General features: G+C 62.1%; 18 protein-coding genes. 5 read left to right on the top strand and 13 right to left on the bottom strand.

From position 1 onward, the window contains the following. Positions 1–22: 22 nt before the first annotated feature. The 3 genes from GIV26_RS17700 to GIV26_RS17690 all read left to right on the top strand — a co-directional run bounded on the left by GIV26_RS17700 (position 23) and on the right by GIV26_RS17690 (position 3399). Positions 23–847, top strand: a complete 825-nt coding sequence (locus GIV26_RS17700; protein WP_014717713.1) for an ion transporter — start codon at positions 23–25, stop codon at positions 845–847. Between the two features lie 93 nt (positions 848–940). Further along, positions 941–1942 (top strand): sulfate ABC transporter substrate-binding protein, encoded by a 1002-nt coding sequence (locus GIV26_RS17695; RefSeq protein WP_186608073.1) that lies wholly within the window; start codon positions 941–943, stop codon positions 1940–1942. 251 nt (positions 1943–2193) lie between these two features. Next, positions 2194–3399 (top strand): MFS transporter, encoded by a 1206-nt coding sequence (locus tag GIV26_RS17690; protein WP_236281675.1) that lies wholly within the window; start codon positions 2194–2196, stop codon positions 3397–3399. Positions 3400–3689: 290 nt separating this feature from the next. Here the strand turns inward: GIV26_RS17690 and phnN are convergent, their stop codons facing one another. The 11 genes from phnN to ccmA all read right to left on the bottom strand — a co-directional run bounded on the left by phnN (position 3690) and on the right by ccmA (position 12075). Then, complete coding sequence (gene phnN, locus GIV26_RS17685; protein WP_089042701.1) at positions 3690–4262, bottom strand: phosphonate metabolism protein/1,5-bisphosphokinase (PRPP-forming) PhnN; 573 nt, start codon at positions 4260–4262, stop codon at positions 3690–3692. A gap of 439 nt (positions 4263–4701) precedes the next feature. Further along, positions 4702–5109 carry a lipoprotein gene (locus GIV26_RS17680; protein ID WP_034127179.1) on the bottom strand — a complete coding sequence of 136 codons (408 nt, stop codon included), beginning with the start codon at positions 5107–5109 and terminating at the stop codon, positions 4702–4704. A 16-nt stretch (positions 5110–5125) separates the two neighbouring features. After that, positions 5126–6316 carry a c-type cytochrome biogenesis protein CcmI gene (gene ccmI / locus GIV26_RS17675; protein WP_054920117.1) on the bottom strand — a complete coding sequence of 397 codons (1191 nt, stop codon included), beginning with the start codon at positions 6314–6316 and terminating at the stop codon, positions 5126–5128. Further along, positions 6309–6782, bottom strand: coding sequence for a cytochrome c-type biogenesis protein (locus GIV26_RS17670; protein WP_020301388.1), 474 nt, complete (start codon positions 6780–6782; stop codon positions 6309–6311). The genes ccmI and GIV26_RS17670 overlap by 8 nt, the downstream gene beginning before the upstream one ends. Beyond that, positions 6779–7315, bottom strand: coding sequence for a DsbE family thiol:disulfide interchange protein (locus tag GIV26_RS17665; RefSeq protein WP_089042699.1), 537 nt, complete (start codon positions 7313–7315; stop codon positions 6779–6781). The genes GIV26_RS17670 and GIV26_RS17665 overlap by 4 nt, the downstream gene beginning before the upstream one ends. Then, entirely contained in the window at positions 7312–9300 is a 1989-nt protein-coding gene (locus tag GIV26_RS17660) for a heme lyase CcmF/NrfE family subunit (protein ID WP_057976693.1), read from the bottom strand. The genes GIV26_RS17665 and GIV26_RS17660 overlap by 4 nt, the downstream gene beginning before the upstream one ends. 3 nt (positions 9301–9303) lie before the next feature. Then, entirely contained in the window at positions 9304–9762 is a 459-nt protein-coding gene (gene ccmE, locus GIV26_RS17655) for a cytochrome c maturation protein CcmE (RefSeq protein ID WP_014717703.1), read from the bottom strand. Then, positions 9759–9935, bottom strand: coding sequence for a heme exporter protein CcmD (gene ccmD, locus GIV26_RS17650; RefSeq protein ID WP_034127174.1), 177 nt, complete (start codon positions 9933–9935; stop codon positions 9759–9761). Before ccmD ends, ccmE begins: the two co-directional genes overlap by 4 nt. Continuing rightward, entirely contained in the window at positions 9932–10687 is a 756-nt protein-coding gene (locus GIV26_RS17645; protein WP_198862250.1) for a heme ABC transporter permease, read from the bottom strand. The genes ccmD and GIV26_RS17645 overlap by 4 nt, the downstream gene beginning before the upstream one ends. A gap of 87 nt (positions 10688–10774) precedes the next feature. Continuing rightward, on the bottom strand, positions 10775–11443 hold the full coding sequence (gene ccmB, locus GIV26_RS17640; RefSeq protein WP_014717701.1) for a heme exporter protein CcmB: 669 nt from the start codon (positions 11441–11443) through the stop codon (positions 10775–10777). Then, positions 11440–12075 carry a cytochrome c biogenesis heme-transporting ATPase CcmA gene (gene ccmA, locus GIV26_RS17635; RefSeq protein WP_236281673.1) on the bottom strand — a complete coding sequence of 212 codons (636 nt, stop codon included), beginning with the start codon at positions 12073–12075 and terminating at the stop codon, positions 11440–11442. Before ccmA ends, ccmB begins: the two co-directional genes overlap by 4 nt. 200 nt (positions 12076–12275) lie before the next feature. Here ccmA and fliK point away from each other — a divergent pair, with 200 nt between their 5' ends. Beyond that, positions 12276–13853 (top strand): flagellar hook-length control protein FliK, encoded by a 1578-nt coding sequence (gene fliK / locus GIV26_RS17630; protein WP_236281671.1) that lies wholly within the window; start codon positions 12276–12278, stop codon positions 13851–13853. Further along, the gene (locus GIV26_RS17625; protein WP_236281669.1) at positions 13850–14179 is read left to right on the top strand and encodes an EscU/YscU/HrcU family type III secretion system export apparatus switch protein; all 330 of its coding nucleotides are present in this window, start codon (positions 13850–13852) and stop codon (positions 14177–14179) included. Before fliK ends, GIV26_RS17625 begins: the two co-directional genes overlap by 4 nt. Before the next feature lie 315 nt (positions 14180–14494). Here GIV26_RS17625 and GIV26_RS17620 read toward each other — a convergent pair whose 3' ends face one another. Beyond that, positions 14495–15721 (bottom strand): molybdopterin molybdotransferase MoeA, encoded by a 1227-nt coding sequence (locus GIV26_RS17620; protein ID WP_057976687.1) that lies wholly within the window; start codon positions 15719–15721, stop codon positions 14495–14497. After that, positions 15705–16244: a molybdenum cofactor biosynthesis protein B gene (gene moaB / locus GIV26_RS17615; protein ID WP_034127168.1), complete on the bottom strand. Its 540-nt coding sequence runs from the start codon at positions 16242–16244 to the stop codon at positions 15705–15707. Before moaB ends, GIV26_RS17620 begins: the two co-directional genes overlap by 17 nt. Positions 16245–16262: the final 18 nt, after the last annotated feature.

Genomic DNA, 16262 nt, shown 5'->3' with positions numbered 1-16262 from the left:
ATATTCGTTTCAGGCAGGGTTTATGGACAGCAACAACGACTGGCGCCAGCGCCTCTACATCATGGTGTTCCAAAGCGACACCGTCGCCGGGCGGCGCTTTGACGGCATCCTGCTGCTGATCATCCTCGCCAGCCTGGTGATCGTGATGCTCGACAGCATCGACACAATCCATCAGAACTACGCCGACGTGCTGGCCTATATCGAGTGGGGCTTCACGCTGATCTTCGCCATCGAGTACGGCCTGCGCCTGTATTGCTCGCCCAAGCCGCTGCGCTATGCCTTCAGCTTTTATGGCTTGGTGGACCTGCTCGCCATCGTCCCCGGCATCCTCGCGCTGTACTACAGCGACGCCCAGTATCTGCTGATCATCCGCATCATCCGGATGCTGCGCATCTTCCGCGTGCTCAAGCTCAGCCCGTATCTCAAGCAGGCCAACTACCTGATGGCGGCGCTGCGCGGCAGCAAGCAGAAGATCGTGGTGTTCCTGGTCAGCGTGTGCACCCTGGTGACGGTGTTCGGCACCTTGATGTACGTGATCGAAGGCCCGGAACATGGCTTTACCAGTATCCCCAAGGGCATCTACTGGGCGATCGTCACCCTGACCACCGTGGGCTTCGGCGATATCGTGCCCAAGACGCCCCTGGGCCAGGTGATTTCTTCGCTGGTGATGATCACCGGTTACTCGATCATCGCCGTGCCGACGGGTATTTTTACCGCTGAACTGGCAAGTGCCATGCGCGGCGAACAGCTGCATACCGACTGCCCAGTGTGCAAGAAGGACAGCCATGAACCCAACGCCGCGTTTTGCGCGCGCTGTGGCAGCAATCTGTTTCGAAAACTGGAATAAGCAAAGTTCGTTTTAATCTTTAAAGCTCTATGCAGGCCCGGCTATAGTCGCTGGCAAATTGCCTCCCTCTTCTCGAACAACAAGGAATGAGCAGTGAAAAAAATCCTCAGCGCCTCTCTACTTGCCGCCGGCCTGGCCTTGGCGGGCTCCGCCCAGGCAGCGACCACCCTGCTCAACGTCTCCTACGACGTGATGCGCGACTTCTACAAGGACTACAACGCCGCTTTCCAGAAGCACTGGGCAGCCGAGCATCCGGACGACAAGCTGACGCTGCAGATGTCCTTCGGCGGCTCCAGCAAACAGGCGCGCTCAGTGATCGACGGCCTGCCCGCCGACGTGATCACCATGAACATGGCTACCGATATCAATGCCCTGGTCGACAACGGCAAGCTGGTGCCGGACAACTGGGTGACACGCCTGCCGAACAACAGTGCGCCATTCACCTCAGCCACGGTGTTTATTGTGCGCAAAGGTAACCCCAAGGCGTTGAAAGACTGGCCCGACCTGCTCAAGGACGGCGTGCAGGTAATCGTGCCCAACCCTAAGACCTCGGGTAACGGCCGCTACACCTATCTGTCGGCCTGGGGTTACGTGCTGAAGAACGGCGGCGATGAAGAAAAGGCCAAGACCTTCGTTGGCAAGTTGTTCAAGCAAGCGCCAGTGCTGGACACCGGTGGCCGCGCCGCCACCACAACCTTCATGACCAACCAGATTGGCGACGTGCTGGTGACCTTTGAAAACGAAGCAGAAATGATCGCCCGCGAGTTTGGCCGTGATCAGTTCGAAGTGGTCTATCCAAGCGTTTCCGCCGAGGCCGAACCGCCGGTGTCGGTGGTGGATAAAGTGGTCGAGAAAAAAGGCACCCGTGCGGTGGCTGAGGACTACCTCAAGTATCTGTGGTCGCCCGAGGGCCAGGAAATTGCGGCCAACAACTACCTGCGCCCACGGGACCCTAAGGTGCTGGCCAAGTACACCGACCGGTTCCCCAAGGTGGACTTCCTGTCGGTGGAGAAGACCTTCGGCGACTGGCGCACAGTGCAAAAGACCCATTTCAATGATGGCGGGGTGTTTGACCAGATCTACTCTGGCCAATAACCCATCTGACTGAATCAACTCGGTCAAACCTGTGGGAGCTGGCTTGCCTGCCAAAGCGGTCTATCAGTCATATTTCTGGTGACTGGTGCACCGCCATCGCAGGCAAGCCAGCTCCCACTTTTTTGCGTAGGGCAGATGTGTCTGAATGTATCATCAGCCGGCATAAGTGATATCACCACAACCAGCCTACTCACTTGAGAGCCTTGTCTTTACTCTCTCACGCCATCGTCCTTCGCCTTTATGAGTACACCATGAACGCAACCTCTCACGCTGCAGGCACCATGACCCGGGGCATGGTCATGCTGTTCGCGTTTTGCTGCGGCGCCATCGTCGCCAATATCTACTATGCGCAACCGATCATCGAGTTGATTGCCCCGGACATTGGCCTGACGCCGGCAATGGCCAGCCTGATCGTGTCCCTCACGCAAATCGGCTATGCCCTGGGCCTGTTTTTCCTGGTGCCTCTGGGCGACCTGCTGGAAAACCGCAAGCTGATGATCGCCACCACCGTCGTGGCGATCGCCAGCCTGTTGGGTGCGGCGTTTATCGAACAGCCGAATCTGTTCTTGCTGGTGTCGCTGCTGATCGGTTTCAGTTCCGTCTCGGTGCAGATCCTGATTCCGCTGGCCGCACACCTGGCGCCGGCCGAATCCCGGGGCCGGGTGGTCGGCAGCATCATGGGCGGCCTGCTGCTGGGCATCCTGCTGGCACGGCCGGTGTCGAGCGTGGTGGCCGACCACTTCGGTTGGCGTACGATGTTCATGGCGGCCGCCGCACTGATGGCGTTTATCAGCGTGGTGCTGATGCTGACAATCCCCAAGCGCCAGCCCGATCACAGTGCCAGCTACGGCCAGTTGCTGCGCTCCCTGGGCACCCTGTTGCGTGAGCAACCGCTGTTGCGCCAGCGGGCGTTCTACCAGGGTTGCATGTTCGCTGCCTTCAGCCTGTTCTGGACTGCCGTACCACTGGAACTGGCGCGTAACCACGGCCTGAGCCAAAGCGAGATCGCACTGTTTGCCCTGGTCGGTGCCCTTGGCGCCATCGCCGCGCCCATGGCCGGTCGCCTGGCCGATGCCGGCCATACCCACCGCGCCTCGTTGCTGGCGATGCTGTTTGGCGCGCTGAGTTTCCTGCCGGCGTTGGTACACCCGCTCTACAGCGTGATCGGCCTGGCAGTCACCGGTGTGGTTCTGGACTTCTGCGTGCAGATGAATATGGTCCTCGGCCAGCGCGCCATCTACGCCCTCGATGCCAACAGCCGCAGCCGCCTGAACGCGCTGTACATGACCAGCATTTTTATCGGCGGTGCGTTCGGTTCGGCGATTGCCAGCAGCGTGTATGAACATGGCGGCTGGTTGGCCGTCATGCTGGTGGGCAGCGCATTTGCGCTGGTGGCCTTGCTGCGCTTCCTGAGCGCGTCACGTAAAGCCGCGTTGGCCACTGCCCAAGCGTCCTGACGGGGCCTTCGGCTCATAAAAACGTTTCACAACGCACAAAGGGGCGGGACTTAATCAACCATTGAGTAAGTCCCGCCCCGCGTTGCGTCAAACAATCGTGCCCCCTGCCGCCCCTGTATAGTGCTCAACGAAGTTCAACGCTATCTTGCCGTCGCGTGCCATTTGCGACAGGTCGATCTTGTCTTCTCCGTATTGAAGTCCACCAACAAGTCGGCATGGGTGCGTATTGAGAATATGAGCTCCGTCTCCGGGTTTTATCTGAGCGCTGGCATTACCCATGCACTACTGGGTCAGGTGTTCACGCTGTGCCCGTGCTCCAGGCAACACAGCAAGCGTTCGACGGTATGCGCCAACGGGCCGGAATTATCCAATACGAACAACCCCGCGCCATGACCGGCAATCAATTCGGCAGTGAACCGCGCATTGCGCGCGAGGCGCTCCTCGATATCCGCCAATGACTCCCGTCCACGCGCAATCAGACGCTGGCGCAGCACCGCTTGGTCCACCGTCAGCAGCAATACCAGCAAGGTCGGATAACGCTCACGGGTTTGCGCCAGGTGCGCACGGGAACCGTTGACCAGAACGTCGTCCCCCGCGGCCAGCCAACCGTCGATTTCCCTGGGGATGCCGTAGGACAAGCCATTAGCCTGCCAGCTCAAGGCAAATGCGCCCTCGGCCTCCATGGCCGCAAACTGCTCGGGGCTCACACCTTGCGCCGCTTCGCCCACCGCCTCCGCGGACCGAGTGATCACCCGTCGCACCATGCGGCACCCACGCTCAACCAGACGTGGGCGTGCGGCATCCAGCAGACTGTCTTTGCCCGAACCCGATGGCCCGATGAGATAGATCAACCTGCCTGCCATTAAAAACCCTCTTCGCTTGTCCCCAGACAGGTGCATCCCCGGGACCACTGCGCAGCGCCTGGTTTGCACCCGGGCGGCCACGTCGTAATAGTCGTAGGAAAGTATACCTAGCAATCCTTCCCACGCCAGGCCAGCGATAGCCACATCACTACAGCGCACTGCGCATTCGGCGCATGCGTCGGGCTTTAATTGCTTGGCCCTACCGTGATCTACACAGTGCGTTTGAAAGCCATGAAAAAGGCGACCCTCAGGCCTAATGCCAGTCAGTTAAGAGCTAGAGCAGACAACCAGTGACTTGTGGCGAGGGAGCTTGCTCCCGCTGGACTGCGTAGCAGTCCCATTTTTGGGGCCGCTTCGCGCCCCAGCGGGAGCAAGCTCCCTCGCCACAGTTACCGATTCTGTCTTAACTGACTGGCATTAACCCTCAGGCCGCCTTTTGTCATTGCGCGTACTGCTTGCTCAACCCCGGCGGCACGCCTTGCACGTTGGTCTCTTCCCATGGCCCGTTGGGGCTGATGGAGCGGCTCCAGCCGTTGCTCCAACGGTAGTAAGTGCGCTGGCGGTAGAAGGTGTCAGGCTGATCGTCGAGCACGTACACCTGCATCTTGCCGTCCCAGTGGCTGGCGGCGCCCGGCGGTGGGGCAAAGGTCGGCGACTTGCTTGGCAGGGGTTTGGCCGGTGGCGTCACCGGGCCGGAAGGTTTGGTGCTGGGCTTGGTGTTCGGCTGGGTCGAGGGGCCAGACGGTGGAATAGTCGGGCCGGTCGGCGCCGGAGGTGGGCGGTGGACCGCACAGGCGCTCAGGCCGAGTACCAGGCTGAGCAAGGTGATGCGTGCAAATGCGGTCATGGGTGTGTCCTCAGAATTACTGGTCCGGAGTGTCGATGGTCAGTTGCTGCAACGCAGTGGTGCTGCTGGCCAACGGTTGGCTGCGGCCGATCCATTCGCCAGTGGTCGGTTGGCCGGCCCGGGATATGCGCGCAACCAGTTGGACTTCGGGGAAGTTGGACAGTTTCAACTGCGGCATCATCGCGTCGGCATCGCCCAGTTCGACGGTGACCGGCAATGCGTCGACGGTCACACGCTTGGCAGCCAAGGGCGCCGGGGGGCCGTTTACGGCGCGGGCAAAGATGAACACGCTGTCGCCTGGCAGGACGTTGGCCTTCACTTCGGCAGATAAGTCCACCCGCACGGTCAGTAGCGCCTTGGGCGCCTGGGCGACGCTGCCACCGCTCTCCTTGAGCTTCTCTGCCGCGCGATCAATCCCGCCTTGCAGGGCGACACGGGAATTGTCTTCTGGCGGCAGTTGCGCGAGCAGGCGGTTCCAGTAGTCGATGGCTTCCTGATAACGCTGGCCCTCAAAGGCAGCGATACCCAACAGGCCAAGACTGGTGACTTCCTTGGGATCGAGCTTCAAGGCTTCGTCGGTCAGCGCCTGAACCTGAGGCGACCATTGTTTGTTGTCAGCAAAGTACTGCGCCTGGGCCCATTGCCCGAGCAGTTCCGGTTGGCGCCCGGCCAACGCAACCGTACGTTCAAAGACTTTGGCGGCATCGCCGGCACGGTCTTGGGCCATATAGGCGCGCCCAAGGAAGTACAAACCTTCTGCCGAATCCGGTTGTGCAGCGGCGGCGCGTTCCAGGCGGCGGGTCATGTCGGCCATGGACACCGGCGGTTGGGAAAACTCACGGGTCAGTTCAACCTTGTCGCTCGCGCCATAATGCAGGTACAGCGCAACGCCCAGCACAGGCACCAGAAACGCCGCCAAAAACGGCAGCGGTTTGCCTAACCGCGATTCGCGGGGCTTTTCCACACCTTCAGTGTCGGCCAGCAACTCACGGGCCGCTTCGGCGCGGCCGGTGTCGAGTTGCGCGGTATTCAACACACCTTCGTCCTGCTGCGCTTGCAGCTCGGCGACGCGTTCCTGGTACAGCGCCACGTTCAACGCGGTGCGATCCTCTTCACGCTGGGCACGACGGCCACGCAACACAGGGATCAACAGGAAACTCAGGGCAATCAGTAGCAGCAAACCGGCTGCGAGCCAGAAATCAATCATCAGTCTTGGTGTCCAGCAATTGGTCGAGGCGTTTACGCTCTTCAGGGGACAGCGCATCGGCGCCATCAATCGGTGCGACACGGCGCCGACGCACGATCACGGCCATTACCACCACGCCGGCCAGCAACAGCCCGGCCGGGCCAAACCACAGCAGCGCGGTCTTGCCGGTGAGTGCCGGTTTGTAGCGTACGAAATCACCGTAGCGGTCGACCATGAAGTCGATGATCTGCTGGTCGTCCTTGCCCTCCCCCAGCATGCGGAAAATCTCTCTGCGCAGGTCGGTGGCGATCGGGGCGTTGGAGTCGGCGATGTCCTGGTTCTGGCATTTGGGGCAGCGCAGTTCCTTGGTCAGGTCGCGGAAACGCTCACGCTGCGCGTCGTTGGCGAATTCATAGGTGTCGATGGCGGCGTGGGCCACGCCGGCCAGGCCCAGGGCTAAAACGGCAGCGGTCAACCAACGCTTCATGGCTTGGCCTCATCGACCAGGGCCTGGTACTTGGCGGCCAGTTGCTCACGCCACACCGTTTCGTCGATCACGCCGACGAACTTGTCGCGGATCACACCTTTGGCGTCGATGAAGAAAGTTTCCGGCGCGCCGTACACACCCAGATTCAATCCCAGGTTGCCGTCTTCGTCGCGGATATCCAGCTGGTACGGGTTATGAAACTCCGCCAACCACTTCACGGCCGCCGCATTGTCGTCCTTGTAGTTGATGCCGTAGATCACCACACCCTTCTCGGCCAGCTTGTTCAACACCGGGTGTTCGACGCGGCAAGAGATGCACCAGGTGGCCCACACGTTGACCAGCGCCGGCTTGCCCTGCAAGTCTGCCTGGGTCAGGGTCTTGTCACCCTGCACCGTTGGCAGGTTGAAGGCGGGGAACGGCTTGCCGATCATCGCCGAAGGCAGCTCGGCAGGGTCCAGGTACAACCCGCGATACAGGAACACCGCCACCAGCAGGAACAACGCCAGCGGCACAACCATCAACCAACGCTTCATACCGCAGCTCCCGAAAGGCCAAGCGCTTCACGCACCCGGCTCTTGACCTTGACCCGATAGCGCCGGTCCAGCGCTGCGAGCAACCCGCCGAACCCGGTGAGCAAACCGCCGAACCAGATCCAGCGCACGAAGGGTTTGACATGCACGCGCACGGCCCAGGCCCCGTCGCCCAAGGGTTCACCGAGGGCCACATACAGGTCACGGGTGAAACCGGCGTCGATACCAGCCTCGGTCATCATCGAACTCTGCACGGTGTACAGGCGTTTCTCCGGGTGCAGCACGGCGATTTCCTTGCCATTGCGCACTACGCGCACCGTGCCTTTGTCGGAAGTGAAGTTCGGCCCTTCGAAGTGCTTGGCACCTTCGAAGATGAAGTGGTAACCGGCCAGGTCCATGGACTCGCCCGGCGCCAGGCGCAGGTCGCGCTCGGCGCTGTTCTGGCTGGACAGCACTACCCCAAGGGCGCACACCGCGATACCAATGTGAGCGATCTGCATGCCCCAGTAGCTGCGGGTCAGGGTGGGCAGGCCCTTGAGCAAACCCTTGTGGCGCGTTTTGTCGACGATGTCCCGCGCCCCCGCGAGCAACACCCAGGCTGCCAGCAGGAACGTCGCGAGTACCGCCCAATTGAAGTCGCCGTAGGCAAACCCGGCGATCACCGCCAGGGCCACGCTGCCGAGCAGCACCGGCATCAGCATGCCCGCCAGCCATTTCACCGGGGTGTCTTTCCAGCGCACCAGCACGCCGACCGCCATCACCACCATCAACAGGCCCATCAGCGGGATGAACAACGCATTGAAGTACGGCGGCCCCACGGACAGCTTGGCGCCGCTCAAGGCGTCCAGCACCAGCGGGTAGAGGGTGCCGAGCAGGATCATCGACGCGGCTACCACCAGCACCAGGTTATTGCCCAGCAACAGGGTTTCCCGCGACCACAGGTTGAAACCGACCTGGCTCTTGACCACCGGCGCGCGCAAGGCAAACAAGGTGAGCGAGCCGCCGACGACAAACAGCAGGAAGATCAGGATGAACACGCCGCGCTCAGGGTCTGAGGCAAACGCATGCACCGAGGTCAGCACGCCCGAGCGCACCAGGAAAGTGCCGAGCAGGCTGAGGGAAAACGCCGCGATGGCGAGCAGTACCGTCCAGCTCTTGAACACGCCACGTTTTTCGGTGACGGCCAGGGAGTGAATCAGCGCGGTACCCACCAGCCACGGCATGAAGGAGGCGTTTTCCACTGGGTCCCAGAACCACCAGCCGCCCCAGCCGAGTTCGTAGTAGGCCCACCATGAGCCCAGGGTGATACCGATACCGAGGAAGGCCCAGGCAACGATGGTCCATGGCCGTGACCAGCGCGCCCAGGCGGCGTCGAGACGACCGCCGAGCAAGGCGGCGATGGCAAACGCGAAGGCCACGGAGAACCCCACATAACCCATGTAGAGCATCGGCGGGTGCACGATCAGGCCGATATCCTGCAGCAACGGGTTGAGGTCGTGACCGTCCACCGGGATCTGCGGCAGGATGCGGGTGAACGGGTTGGAGGTCATGATCAGGAACAGCAGGAAGCCGATGCTGATCATGCCCATCACCGCCAGCACCCGCGCCAGCATCACTTGCGGCAATTGGCGCGAGAACACCGAGACGGCGAAGGTCCAGCCGCCGAGGATCAAGGCCCACAACAGCAATGAACCTTCGTGGGCACCCCACACGGCGCTGAACTTGTAGTACCAGGGCAAAGCGCTGTTGGAGTTGTTGGCAACGTAGGCGACCGAAAAATCGTCGGTCATGAAGGCGTAGGTCAGGCACCCAAAGGCGAACAGCAAGAAGGCAAACTGGCCCCAGGCGGCCGGCTGCGCCAGGCTCATCCACAGGCGGTCGCCGCGCCAGGCACCAAGCAAGGGCACCACGGCCTGGACCACGGCAAAGCACAGCGCGAGGATCATCGCCAACTGGCCCAGCTCCGGAATAAACAGTGCGAACGTCATGGCTCAGCCCTCCTTGACTGGGGTGGCGGGAGCGGTTTGGCCGCTGTCTTTCAAGGCTTTGGTGACCTCGGGCGGCATGTATTTTTCATCGTGCTTGGCCAGCACTTCGTCAGCCACTACCACGCCATCGGCGTTGAGCTTGCCCAGGGCGACAATGCCCTGGCCTTCCCGGAACAGGTCCGGGAGGATGCCGCGATAGGTGATGGTCACGGCCTTGTTGAAATCGGTGACGACGAAGGTCACGTCCAACGAATCGCCGGAACGCTTCAACGAGCCCTGCTCCACCATGCCGCCAGCGCGGATGCGCGTATCGACCGGTGCCTCGCCATTGGCGATCTGGGTGGGCGTGTAGAACAGGTTGATGTTCTGCTGCAGGGCGCTCAGGGCCAGGGTCACGGCAATGCCGACGCCGGCCAGGATGGCAAGGATGATCAACAGACGCTTTCTACGCAGCGGATTCACTTTTCGGTCTCCCGGCGCAGACGTCGCGCCTCTTGTTGCAGGTAACGCTTGCGGGCCAGGATCGGCGCGGCGACGTTGAGGGCCAGCACCGCCAGGCAGATGCCATAGGCCGTCCAGACATACAGGGCGTGGTGGCCCATGGCGAGAAAATCGCTGAAAGAAGCAAAACTCATCCACGTGCTCCCAGGCAATTTTGCACTTCGACTTTCACCCAACTGGTACGGGCTTCACGCTTGAGCACTTCAAGGCGCATGCGCAGCAGCAATACGGCGCCGAAGAAACAGTAGAAGCCCAGCACCATCAACAGCAACGGCGCCCACATCTCCACGGGCATCGCCGGTTTTTCGGTGAGGGTGAAGGTGGCGCCCTGGTGCAGGGTGTTCCACCACTCCACCGAGTACTTGATGATCGGGATGTTGATCACGCCGACAATCGCCAGCACCGCGCAAGCCTTGGCGGCGCTGTCACGGTTGCTGATGGCGTTGCCCAGGGCAATCAGGCCGAAATACAGGAACAGCAGGATCAGCATCGAGGTCAGGCGCGCATCCCACACCCACCACGAGCCCCAGGTCGGTTTGCCCCAGATCGCACCGGTCACCAGTGCCACGGCGGTCATCCATGCACCGATCGGCGCGGCGCATTGCAGGGCCACGTCGGCCAGCTTCATCTTCCATACCAGGCCGACGATGCCACACACCGCCAGCATCACATAGCAGGACTGGGCCAGCATCGCGGCAGGTACGTGGATATAGATGATGCGAAAGCTATTGCCTTGCTGATAGTCCGGCGGCGCAAAGGCCAGGCCCCAGACCAGGCCGATGCCGATCAGCAGGATAGCGGCGATACTCAACCACGGCAGCAGCTTGCCACTGATGCCATAAAACCATTTGGGCGAGCCGAGCTTGTGAAACCAGGTCCAGTTCATTGCTGTTTCCATCACGGTGCTTTTCGTCGTGGCGAAAAGCTCAGGGTCTTTACTGACTCAGCGTCATTGACGCCGGGTCAGACCTCATTATTCACCGACGCTGATTTTCAGGCCGGCGGCTATAGCAAAAGGTGTCAGGGTTACCGCCAGGGCGGTCAGGCTACCCAGCCACAAGAGGTAACCGGTCGCCGGCATACCCATGAGCGCGGCTTGCAACGCGCCACTGCCCAGGATCAACACCGGGATATACAGAGGCAGAATCAACAGGGCCAGCAACAGCCCGCCACGCTTCAAGCCGACCGTCAACGCTGCGCCCACCGCCCCCAACAGGCTGAGCACCGGCGTGCCGAGTAACAAAGACAGGAGCAGCACCGGCAGGCATTCAACGGGCAACCCAAGCATCATGGCAAGCAGTGGCGAGAGCAAGACTAGCGCCAAGCCGGAAAAAACCCAGTGTGCCAGCACCTTGGCTAGTACCAGAAGTGGCAACGGGTGCGACGAAAGGACCCACTGCTCCAGGGAACCGTCTTCGAAATCACTGCGAAACAGCCCGTCCAGCGAGAGCAGAACCGATAAAAGCGCGGCGACCCACACCAGTCCTGGGGACAAGGTTTGCAACAGTTTAGTCTCCGGGCCAACCGCCAGCGGGAACAGCGCGATCACGATGGCAAAGAACACCAGCGGGTTGGCCAGTTCGGCGGGGCGACGGCACAACAGCCGGGCTTCGCGGGCGACCAACAGGGCGAACACACTCATAGCGACCACCGCCCCAGGTCCAGCTCACGGTAGCCAGCAGGCATACGCGCCAAGGTGTGGTGGGTGGTGAGCACCACCAGGCCGCCTTGCTCGCAGTGCTGGGCCAGGTGTGCTTCGAGTTGAACCACGCCTTGTTTGTCGAGGGCGGTGAAAGGTTCGTCGAGAATCCACAACGGCGGGCCGGGCAAGTACAAGCGGGCCAAGGCCACGCGGCGCTGCTGGCCGGCGGACAGGGTGTGGCAGGGAACGTCCTCAAAGCCCTTGAGGCCCACCGCGGCCAGGGCCTGCCAGATGGCGTCACGGGAAGCAGGATGATGCAGGGCGCTGAGCCAACTGAGGTTTTCTTCAGCAGTGAGTACGTCTTTGATGCCGGCGGCGTGGCCGATCCAGATCAGGTTGCGCGCCAGGTCGCTACGCTGTTCGTTCAAGGGCTTGCCGTTGAGATGCACCACGCCGGCCGTCGGCTGCATCAGCCCGGCCAGCAGGCGCAGCAGGCTGGTCTTGCCGCTGCCATTGGGGCCACTGATTTGCACCATGTCCCCACCCGTCAGCCGCAGGTCGAGTTGCTCGAACAGCAGGCGCAGGTCGCGTTCACAGGCAAGCGCTACGGCTTCAAGAAGAGGGCTGGTCAAAAGATCGCGGGCCTTTACGGTTCAAGTCGGCGGTGCAGCGGCCGTTATAGAGAGATGCACAATAACGGCTTTGGCGACCGATTTTAGAGAGCTGGATCAAATAGTTGTGAGGTTTTTACCGCTCTCTTTGCAGACGGGCGGCATTATACATGCGATGCCCTACTCTAAAGAGGGCAATTTCCCCAGAGACGATGCGCACGATGACCGGCGAGATCAACCTTCCTCCACTGCCGCCAACCTTCGCACCCGGGCCCACTCCGCTGCCTGGGGCCGGCGCATTGCTCAAACTGCTGGAGCCGCAGGCCGGGTTGATCGACCCGGGGAAAACCGTGAACGCTGAGGTCATCGCGCTTAAACAAGGCGGCGAGGCCTTTCAGTTATTGCTCAAACTGACCCTCGCCGGCGGTCGCCAGACGCTGGTGCAGGCCAGCAGCTCCCAGCCCTTGCCCCTGGGCAGCAATGTGGCGGTGAGCCAGACGCCTGCGGGCAACCTGGCCATTACCTTGCAGCAAGCCATGAGTGCCAACGTGGCCGCCCTCACCCGCCTCGACACTAACCAAATGCCGGTAGGTACGTTGTTGCAAGCCAAGGTGCTGACCACGCAGATGCTGCCCCAGGGCACGGCGCAACCGGCGATCTATCGCTCGCTGGTGAGTGTGCTCAATAACGCCCTGGCCGGTGCCACCCTGACCCTGGAAAGCCCTCAGCCGCTGAGGGTGGGCAGCTTGCTCAGCGCCGTGGTGCAGAACGCGCAGACCCTGAACTTCGTACCGCTAAGCGGCCTGAAGGACCAACTGGCCGTGACGCAGCAACTTGCCATTCAGCAAAGTCGCCAAGGCTCGCTGGATGCGGTGTTCACCGCCTTGCAAAACCTGCCCCGTGGCGACAGCACATCGGCCGAACTGCGGGCCGCCGCCGAGCGATTGTTGGCGGCCTTGCCCGATCTGGCACAGGTCAGCAATCCCAAGGTGCTGGCCCAGGTAGTGCAGAACAGCGGCGCCTTTCTGGAAGCCAAACTGCTCGCCGGCCAGAACCCGCAAATCCCACCGTTGGACATGAAAGGCGCGCTGTTACGCCTGGTCGCAGACCTGCTGCCCGCCCTGCCCGCCAGCACCAACCTGAATGCGATCCTCGCCGCCAATACCCTGGCCCAGGTGTTGCCGCACTTTGTGCGCAGCCCGCTGAACACCCTCGGCCAGGTCGGCGCCCGGCAGATACCCGCCGGCTTCCCGCTGCCCGAAAGACTGATGGCAAAACTGGAAGGTGAAGGCGACCTGGAAAACCTGCTACGCCTGGCCGCCGGGGCGATCTCGCGCTTGCAGAGCCATCAACTGTCGAGCCTGGAACAGACCGGCACCACCGCCGACGGACGCCTGCAAACGACCTGGCAGTTGGAGATTCCCATGCGCACCCTGCAAGACATCGTGCCGTTGCAGGTCAAGTTCCAACGCGAGGAGCCCGCGCCAGACAAGGACCAGCCCGAGCGCAAGGATAAAAAAGACCCGAAACAAATGCTTTGGCGCGTCGAACTGGCCTTTGACATGGAGCCGCTGGGGCCGTTGCAAGTTCAGGCGCAGCTGTCCCAAGGCAAACTGTCCAGCCAGCTATGGGCCAGCCGCCCTTTCACGGCCAGCCTGATCGAAAGCCACTTGGGCAGCCTGCGTGAGCGCCTGGTTTCATCCGGGCTCAACGTCGGCGACCTGGATTGCCACCTGGGCACCCCGCCACGCGGGCCAAAAACCGGACTGGAGCAACGCTGGGTGGACGAAACCGCATGAGAAACGCCGACCCGCCCCGCCAAGCCATCGCCCTCAAGTACGACGGCCAACAGGCCCCTACTCTGACAGCCAAAGGCGATGATGCCCTGGCCGAAGCCATCCTCAAGCTGGCACGGGAGAATGAAGTACCGATCTATGAAAACGCCGAGTTGGTGAAGCTGCTGGCGCGCATGGAACTGGGGGACAGCATTCCGGAAGAGTTGTACCGCACGATTGCCGAGATCATTGCGTTTGCCTGGACGTTGAAGGGCAAGCTCCCGGCCGGCTACGACCCGGAGGCGGGGCCGGTGGAGCGGGATGTCACTGAGCAGGGTGACGATTACTGATTGCTCATAGGGCACATACACATCCAAATGTGGGAGCCGGCTTGGCTGCGATAGCCATCGGTACCTACACAACTTCGGCGCGACGCTGGATCTGTGGCGAGGGAGCTTGCTCCCGTGACGGCCTACCAACCGACGCAAATCTCCCTGACGCACCACGATCCAAATGTGGGAGCGCGGGGCGGCAGGTAAATAAGCGTCGGCTGGTCGGTCGTCACGGGAGCGAGCTCCCTCGCCACAGGTTTTGCGTCGTTCAGAGGTTGTGTAAATACCTATGGCTATCGCAGGCCAACCAGCTCCCACATTTTTAGCGCGCGGTCAGTTAAGGACTTCGCTCAAAGGAATGAAGTTGACCCGGTCGCCGATGGCCAGCGTGGTCCCTTCCAGCACCTCCACAAAGCCTTCAGCCCACGCCGCACTGCGCAGCACCCCGGAGCTTTGGTTGCGGTAGATGATCGCCTTGCCCTGTTCGATCCGCCCGCGCAGGTACTCGCGGCGGTTGCCGGGCTTGGGCCAGACGAACCCTGCCGGCACTTCGAAGCGCAGCGGCTGCACCTCCTGCACCCCTTGACGGCGCAGCAGATACGGGCGCGCCAGCAGCGCAAAAGTCACCAGGGTCGAGGCCGGGTTTCCCGGCAGGCCGATCACCGGCACGCCACGAAAATGCCCGAAGGTCAGCGGCTTGCCCGGTTTGATCGCCAGCTTCCACAGCGCCAGTTCACCCTCTTCCCGCAAGGCAATGCCGAGGAAGTCCGCTTCGCCCACCGACACACCGCCGGTCGAGAGGATCAGGTCAACGCTGCCCAGCCCCGCCAGGCGCGCGCGGGTCTGTTCCAGGTCATCCGGAAGGATCCCGGCATCGATCACTTCGCAGCCCATGCGCACCAGCCAACTGCACAGCACGCGGCGGTTGCTGTTGTAGATCTGCCCAGGGCCGAGCGGCAACCCTGGCTCGATCAGTTCGTCGCCGGTCGACAACACGGCCACGCGTACGCGCCGCACCACCTCGAGTCGATCACGTCCAAGAGACGCGGCCAAACCGAGTTCGATAGGGCCCAGGCGGGTGCCGGCACTGAGTACGGTCTCACCGACCGTGGTCTCTTGGCCCTGAGGCCGGATGTTGTCGCCCATCTGCAATGGCTCGGTGAAACTCACGCGCTGGTCGGTATGCACCACGGCGTTTTCCTGCATCTGCACGCAGTCAGCGCCTTGGGGCACCGGCGCGCCGGTAAAGATGCGTGCACAGGTGCCGGCCGCCAAGGGTTCAGGGGCAGTGCCGGCGAAAATCCGCTGGCTCACCACCAAGGGCTCGCCGGTCCAGTCCGCCAGGCGCACGGCGTAGCCGTCCATGGCACTGTTGGGCCACGGTGGCAGGTCGAGTGTGGAGATCAGGTCCAGGGCCAATACCCGGCCATCACACTCAGCCAGAGGCAGTACTTCCTGCTCGCGGATCGGCGCGGCGGCGGCCATGTCGAGCAAACGCTGCAGGGCTGCTTCCACCGGCATCAGGGCGCCGGTCTTGCCGGGCTTATCCACGGGATTCACAAGGTTCGGCCAGCTTCAGATGCGGAACGAAGTTGCATGGGCGGTGACGGTTATCCAACTGCTCGGCGAGGATGCCGTCCCAACCGGTGCGCACGGCATTGGTGGACCCTGGCAGGCAGCACACAAGAGTGCCATTGGCCAACCCCGCCAAGGCGCGCGATTGCACGGTGGAGGTGCCGATATCGGCCACGGAGATCTGGCGGAACAGCTCGCCAAAACCATCGACCTGCTTGTCGAGCAGGCAGCTCACCGCTTCAGGGGTACTGTCGCGACCGGTGAAGCCGGTGCCGCCGGTAATCAGCACCACCTGCACCACGTCTTCGGCGATCCAGTGGGCCACCTGGGCGCGAATCTTGTAAAGGTCGTCCTTGAGCAGCACGCGCTCGGCCAGGCGGTGGCCGGCGGCGGCAAGACGATCGACGAAGACCTGGCCGGAGGTGTCGGTCTCCAGGGTGCGGGTGTCGCTGACCGTCAATACAGCAATATTCAGGGGTACAAAGGGCGCATCGGCCTTGGCTTTCATGGCACGGTCCGGTTGTCG

The sequence above is a fragment of the Pseudomonas sp. PA-1-3F genome (assembly GCF_021609665.1).
Classification (GTDB): Bacteria; Pseudomonadota; Gammaproteobacteria; order Pseudomonadales; family Pseudomonadaceae; genus Aquipseudomonas; species Aquipseudomonas paracarnis.
This window is presented reverse-complemented; position numbering and strand designations above follow the sequence as displayed.

Excerpts from the sequence above, each read along its gene's own strand:
- GIV26_RS17660 (WP_057976693.1), bottom strand. The coding sequence starts at position 9,300 with ATGACGTTCGCACTGTTTATTCCGGAGCTGGGCCAGTTGGCGATGATC.
- fliK (WP_236281671.1), top strand. The coding sequence starts at position 12,276 with ATGACCGGCGAGATCAACCTTCCTCCACTGCCGCCAACCTTCGCACCC.
- GIV26_RS17625 (WP_236281669.1), top strand. The coding sequence starts at position 13,850 with ATGAGAAACGCCGACCCGCCCCGCCAAGCCATCGCCCTCAAGTACGAC.
- GIV26_RS17645 (WP_198862250.1), bottom strand. The coding sequence starts at position 10,687 with ATGAACTGGACCTGGTTTCACAAGCTCGGCTCGCCCAAATGGTTTTAT.
- GIV26_RS17700 (WP_014717713.1), top strand. The coding sequence starts at position 23 with ATGGACAGCAACAACGACTGGCGCCAGCGCCTCTACATCATGGTGTTC.
- GIV26_RS17690 (WP_236281675.1), top strand. The coding sequence starts at position 2,194 with ATGAACGCAACCTCTCACGCTGCAGGCACCATGACCCGGGGCATGGTC.
- phnN (WP_089042701.1), bottom strand. The coding sequence starts at position 4,262 with ATGGCAGGCAGGTTGATCTATCTCATCGGGCCATCGGGTTCGGGCAAA.
- GIV26_RS17670 (WP_020301388.1), bottom strand. The coding sequence starts at position 6,782 with ATGAAGCGTTGGTTGACCGCTGCCGTTTTAGCCCTGGGCCTGGCCGGC.
- ccmD (WP_034127174.1), bottom strand. The coding sequence starts at position 9,935 with ATGAGTTTTGCTTCTTTCAGCGATTTTCTCGCCATGGGCCACCACGCC.
- moaB (WP_034127168.1), bottom strand. The coding sequence starts at position 16,244 with ATGAAAGCCAAGGCCGATGCGCCCTTTGTACCCCTGAATATTGCTGTA.
- ccmI (WP_054920117.1), bottom strand. The coding sequence starts at position 6,316 with ATGATTGATTTCTGGCTCGCAGCCGGTTTGCTGCTACTGATTGCCCTG.
- ccmB (WP_014717701.1), bottom strand. The coding sequence starts at position 11,443 with ATGAGTGTGTTCGCCCTGTTGGTCGCCCGCGAAGCCCGGCTGTTGTGC.
- GIV26_RS17680 (WP_034127179.1), bottom strand. The coding sequence starts at position 5,109 with ATGACCGCATTTGCACGCATCACCTTGCTCAGCCTGGTACTCGGCCTG.
- GIV26_RS17665 (WP_089042699.1), bottom strand. The coding sequence starts at position 7,315 with ATGAAGCGTTGGTTGATGGTTGTGCCGCTGGCGTTGTTCCTGCTGGTG.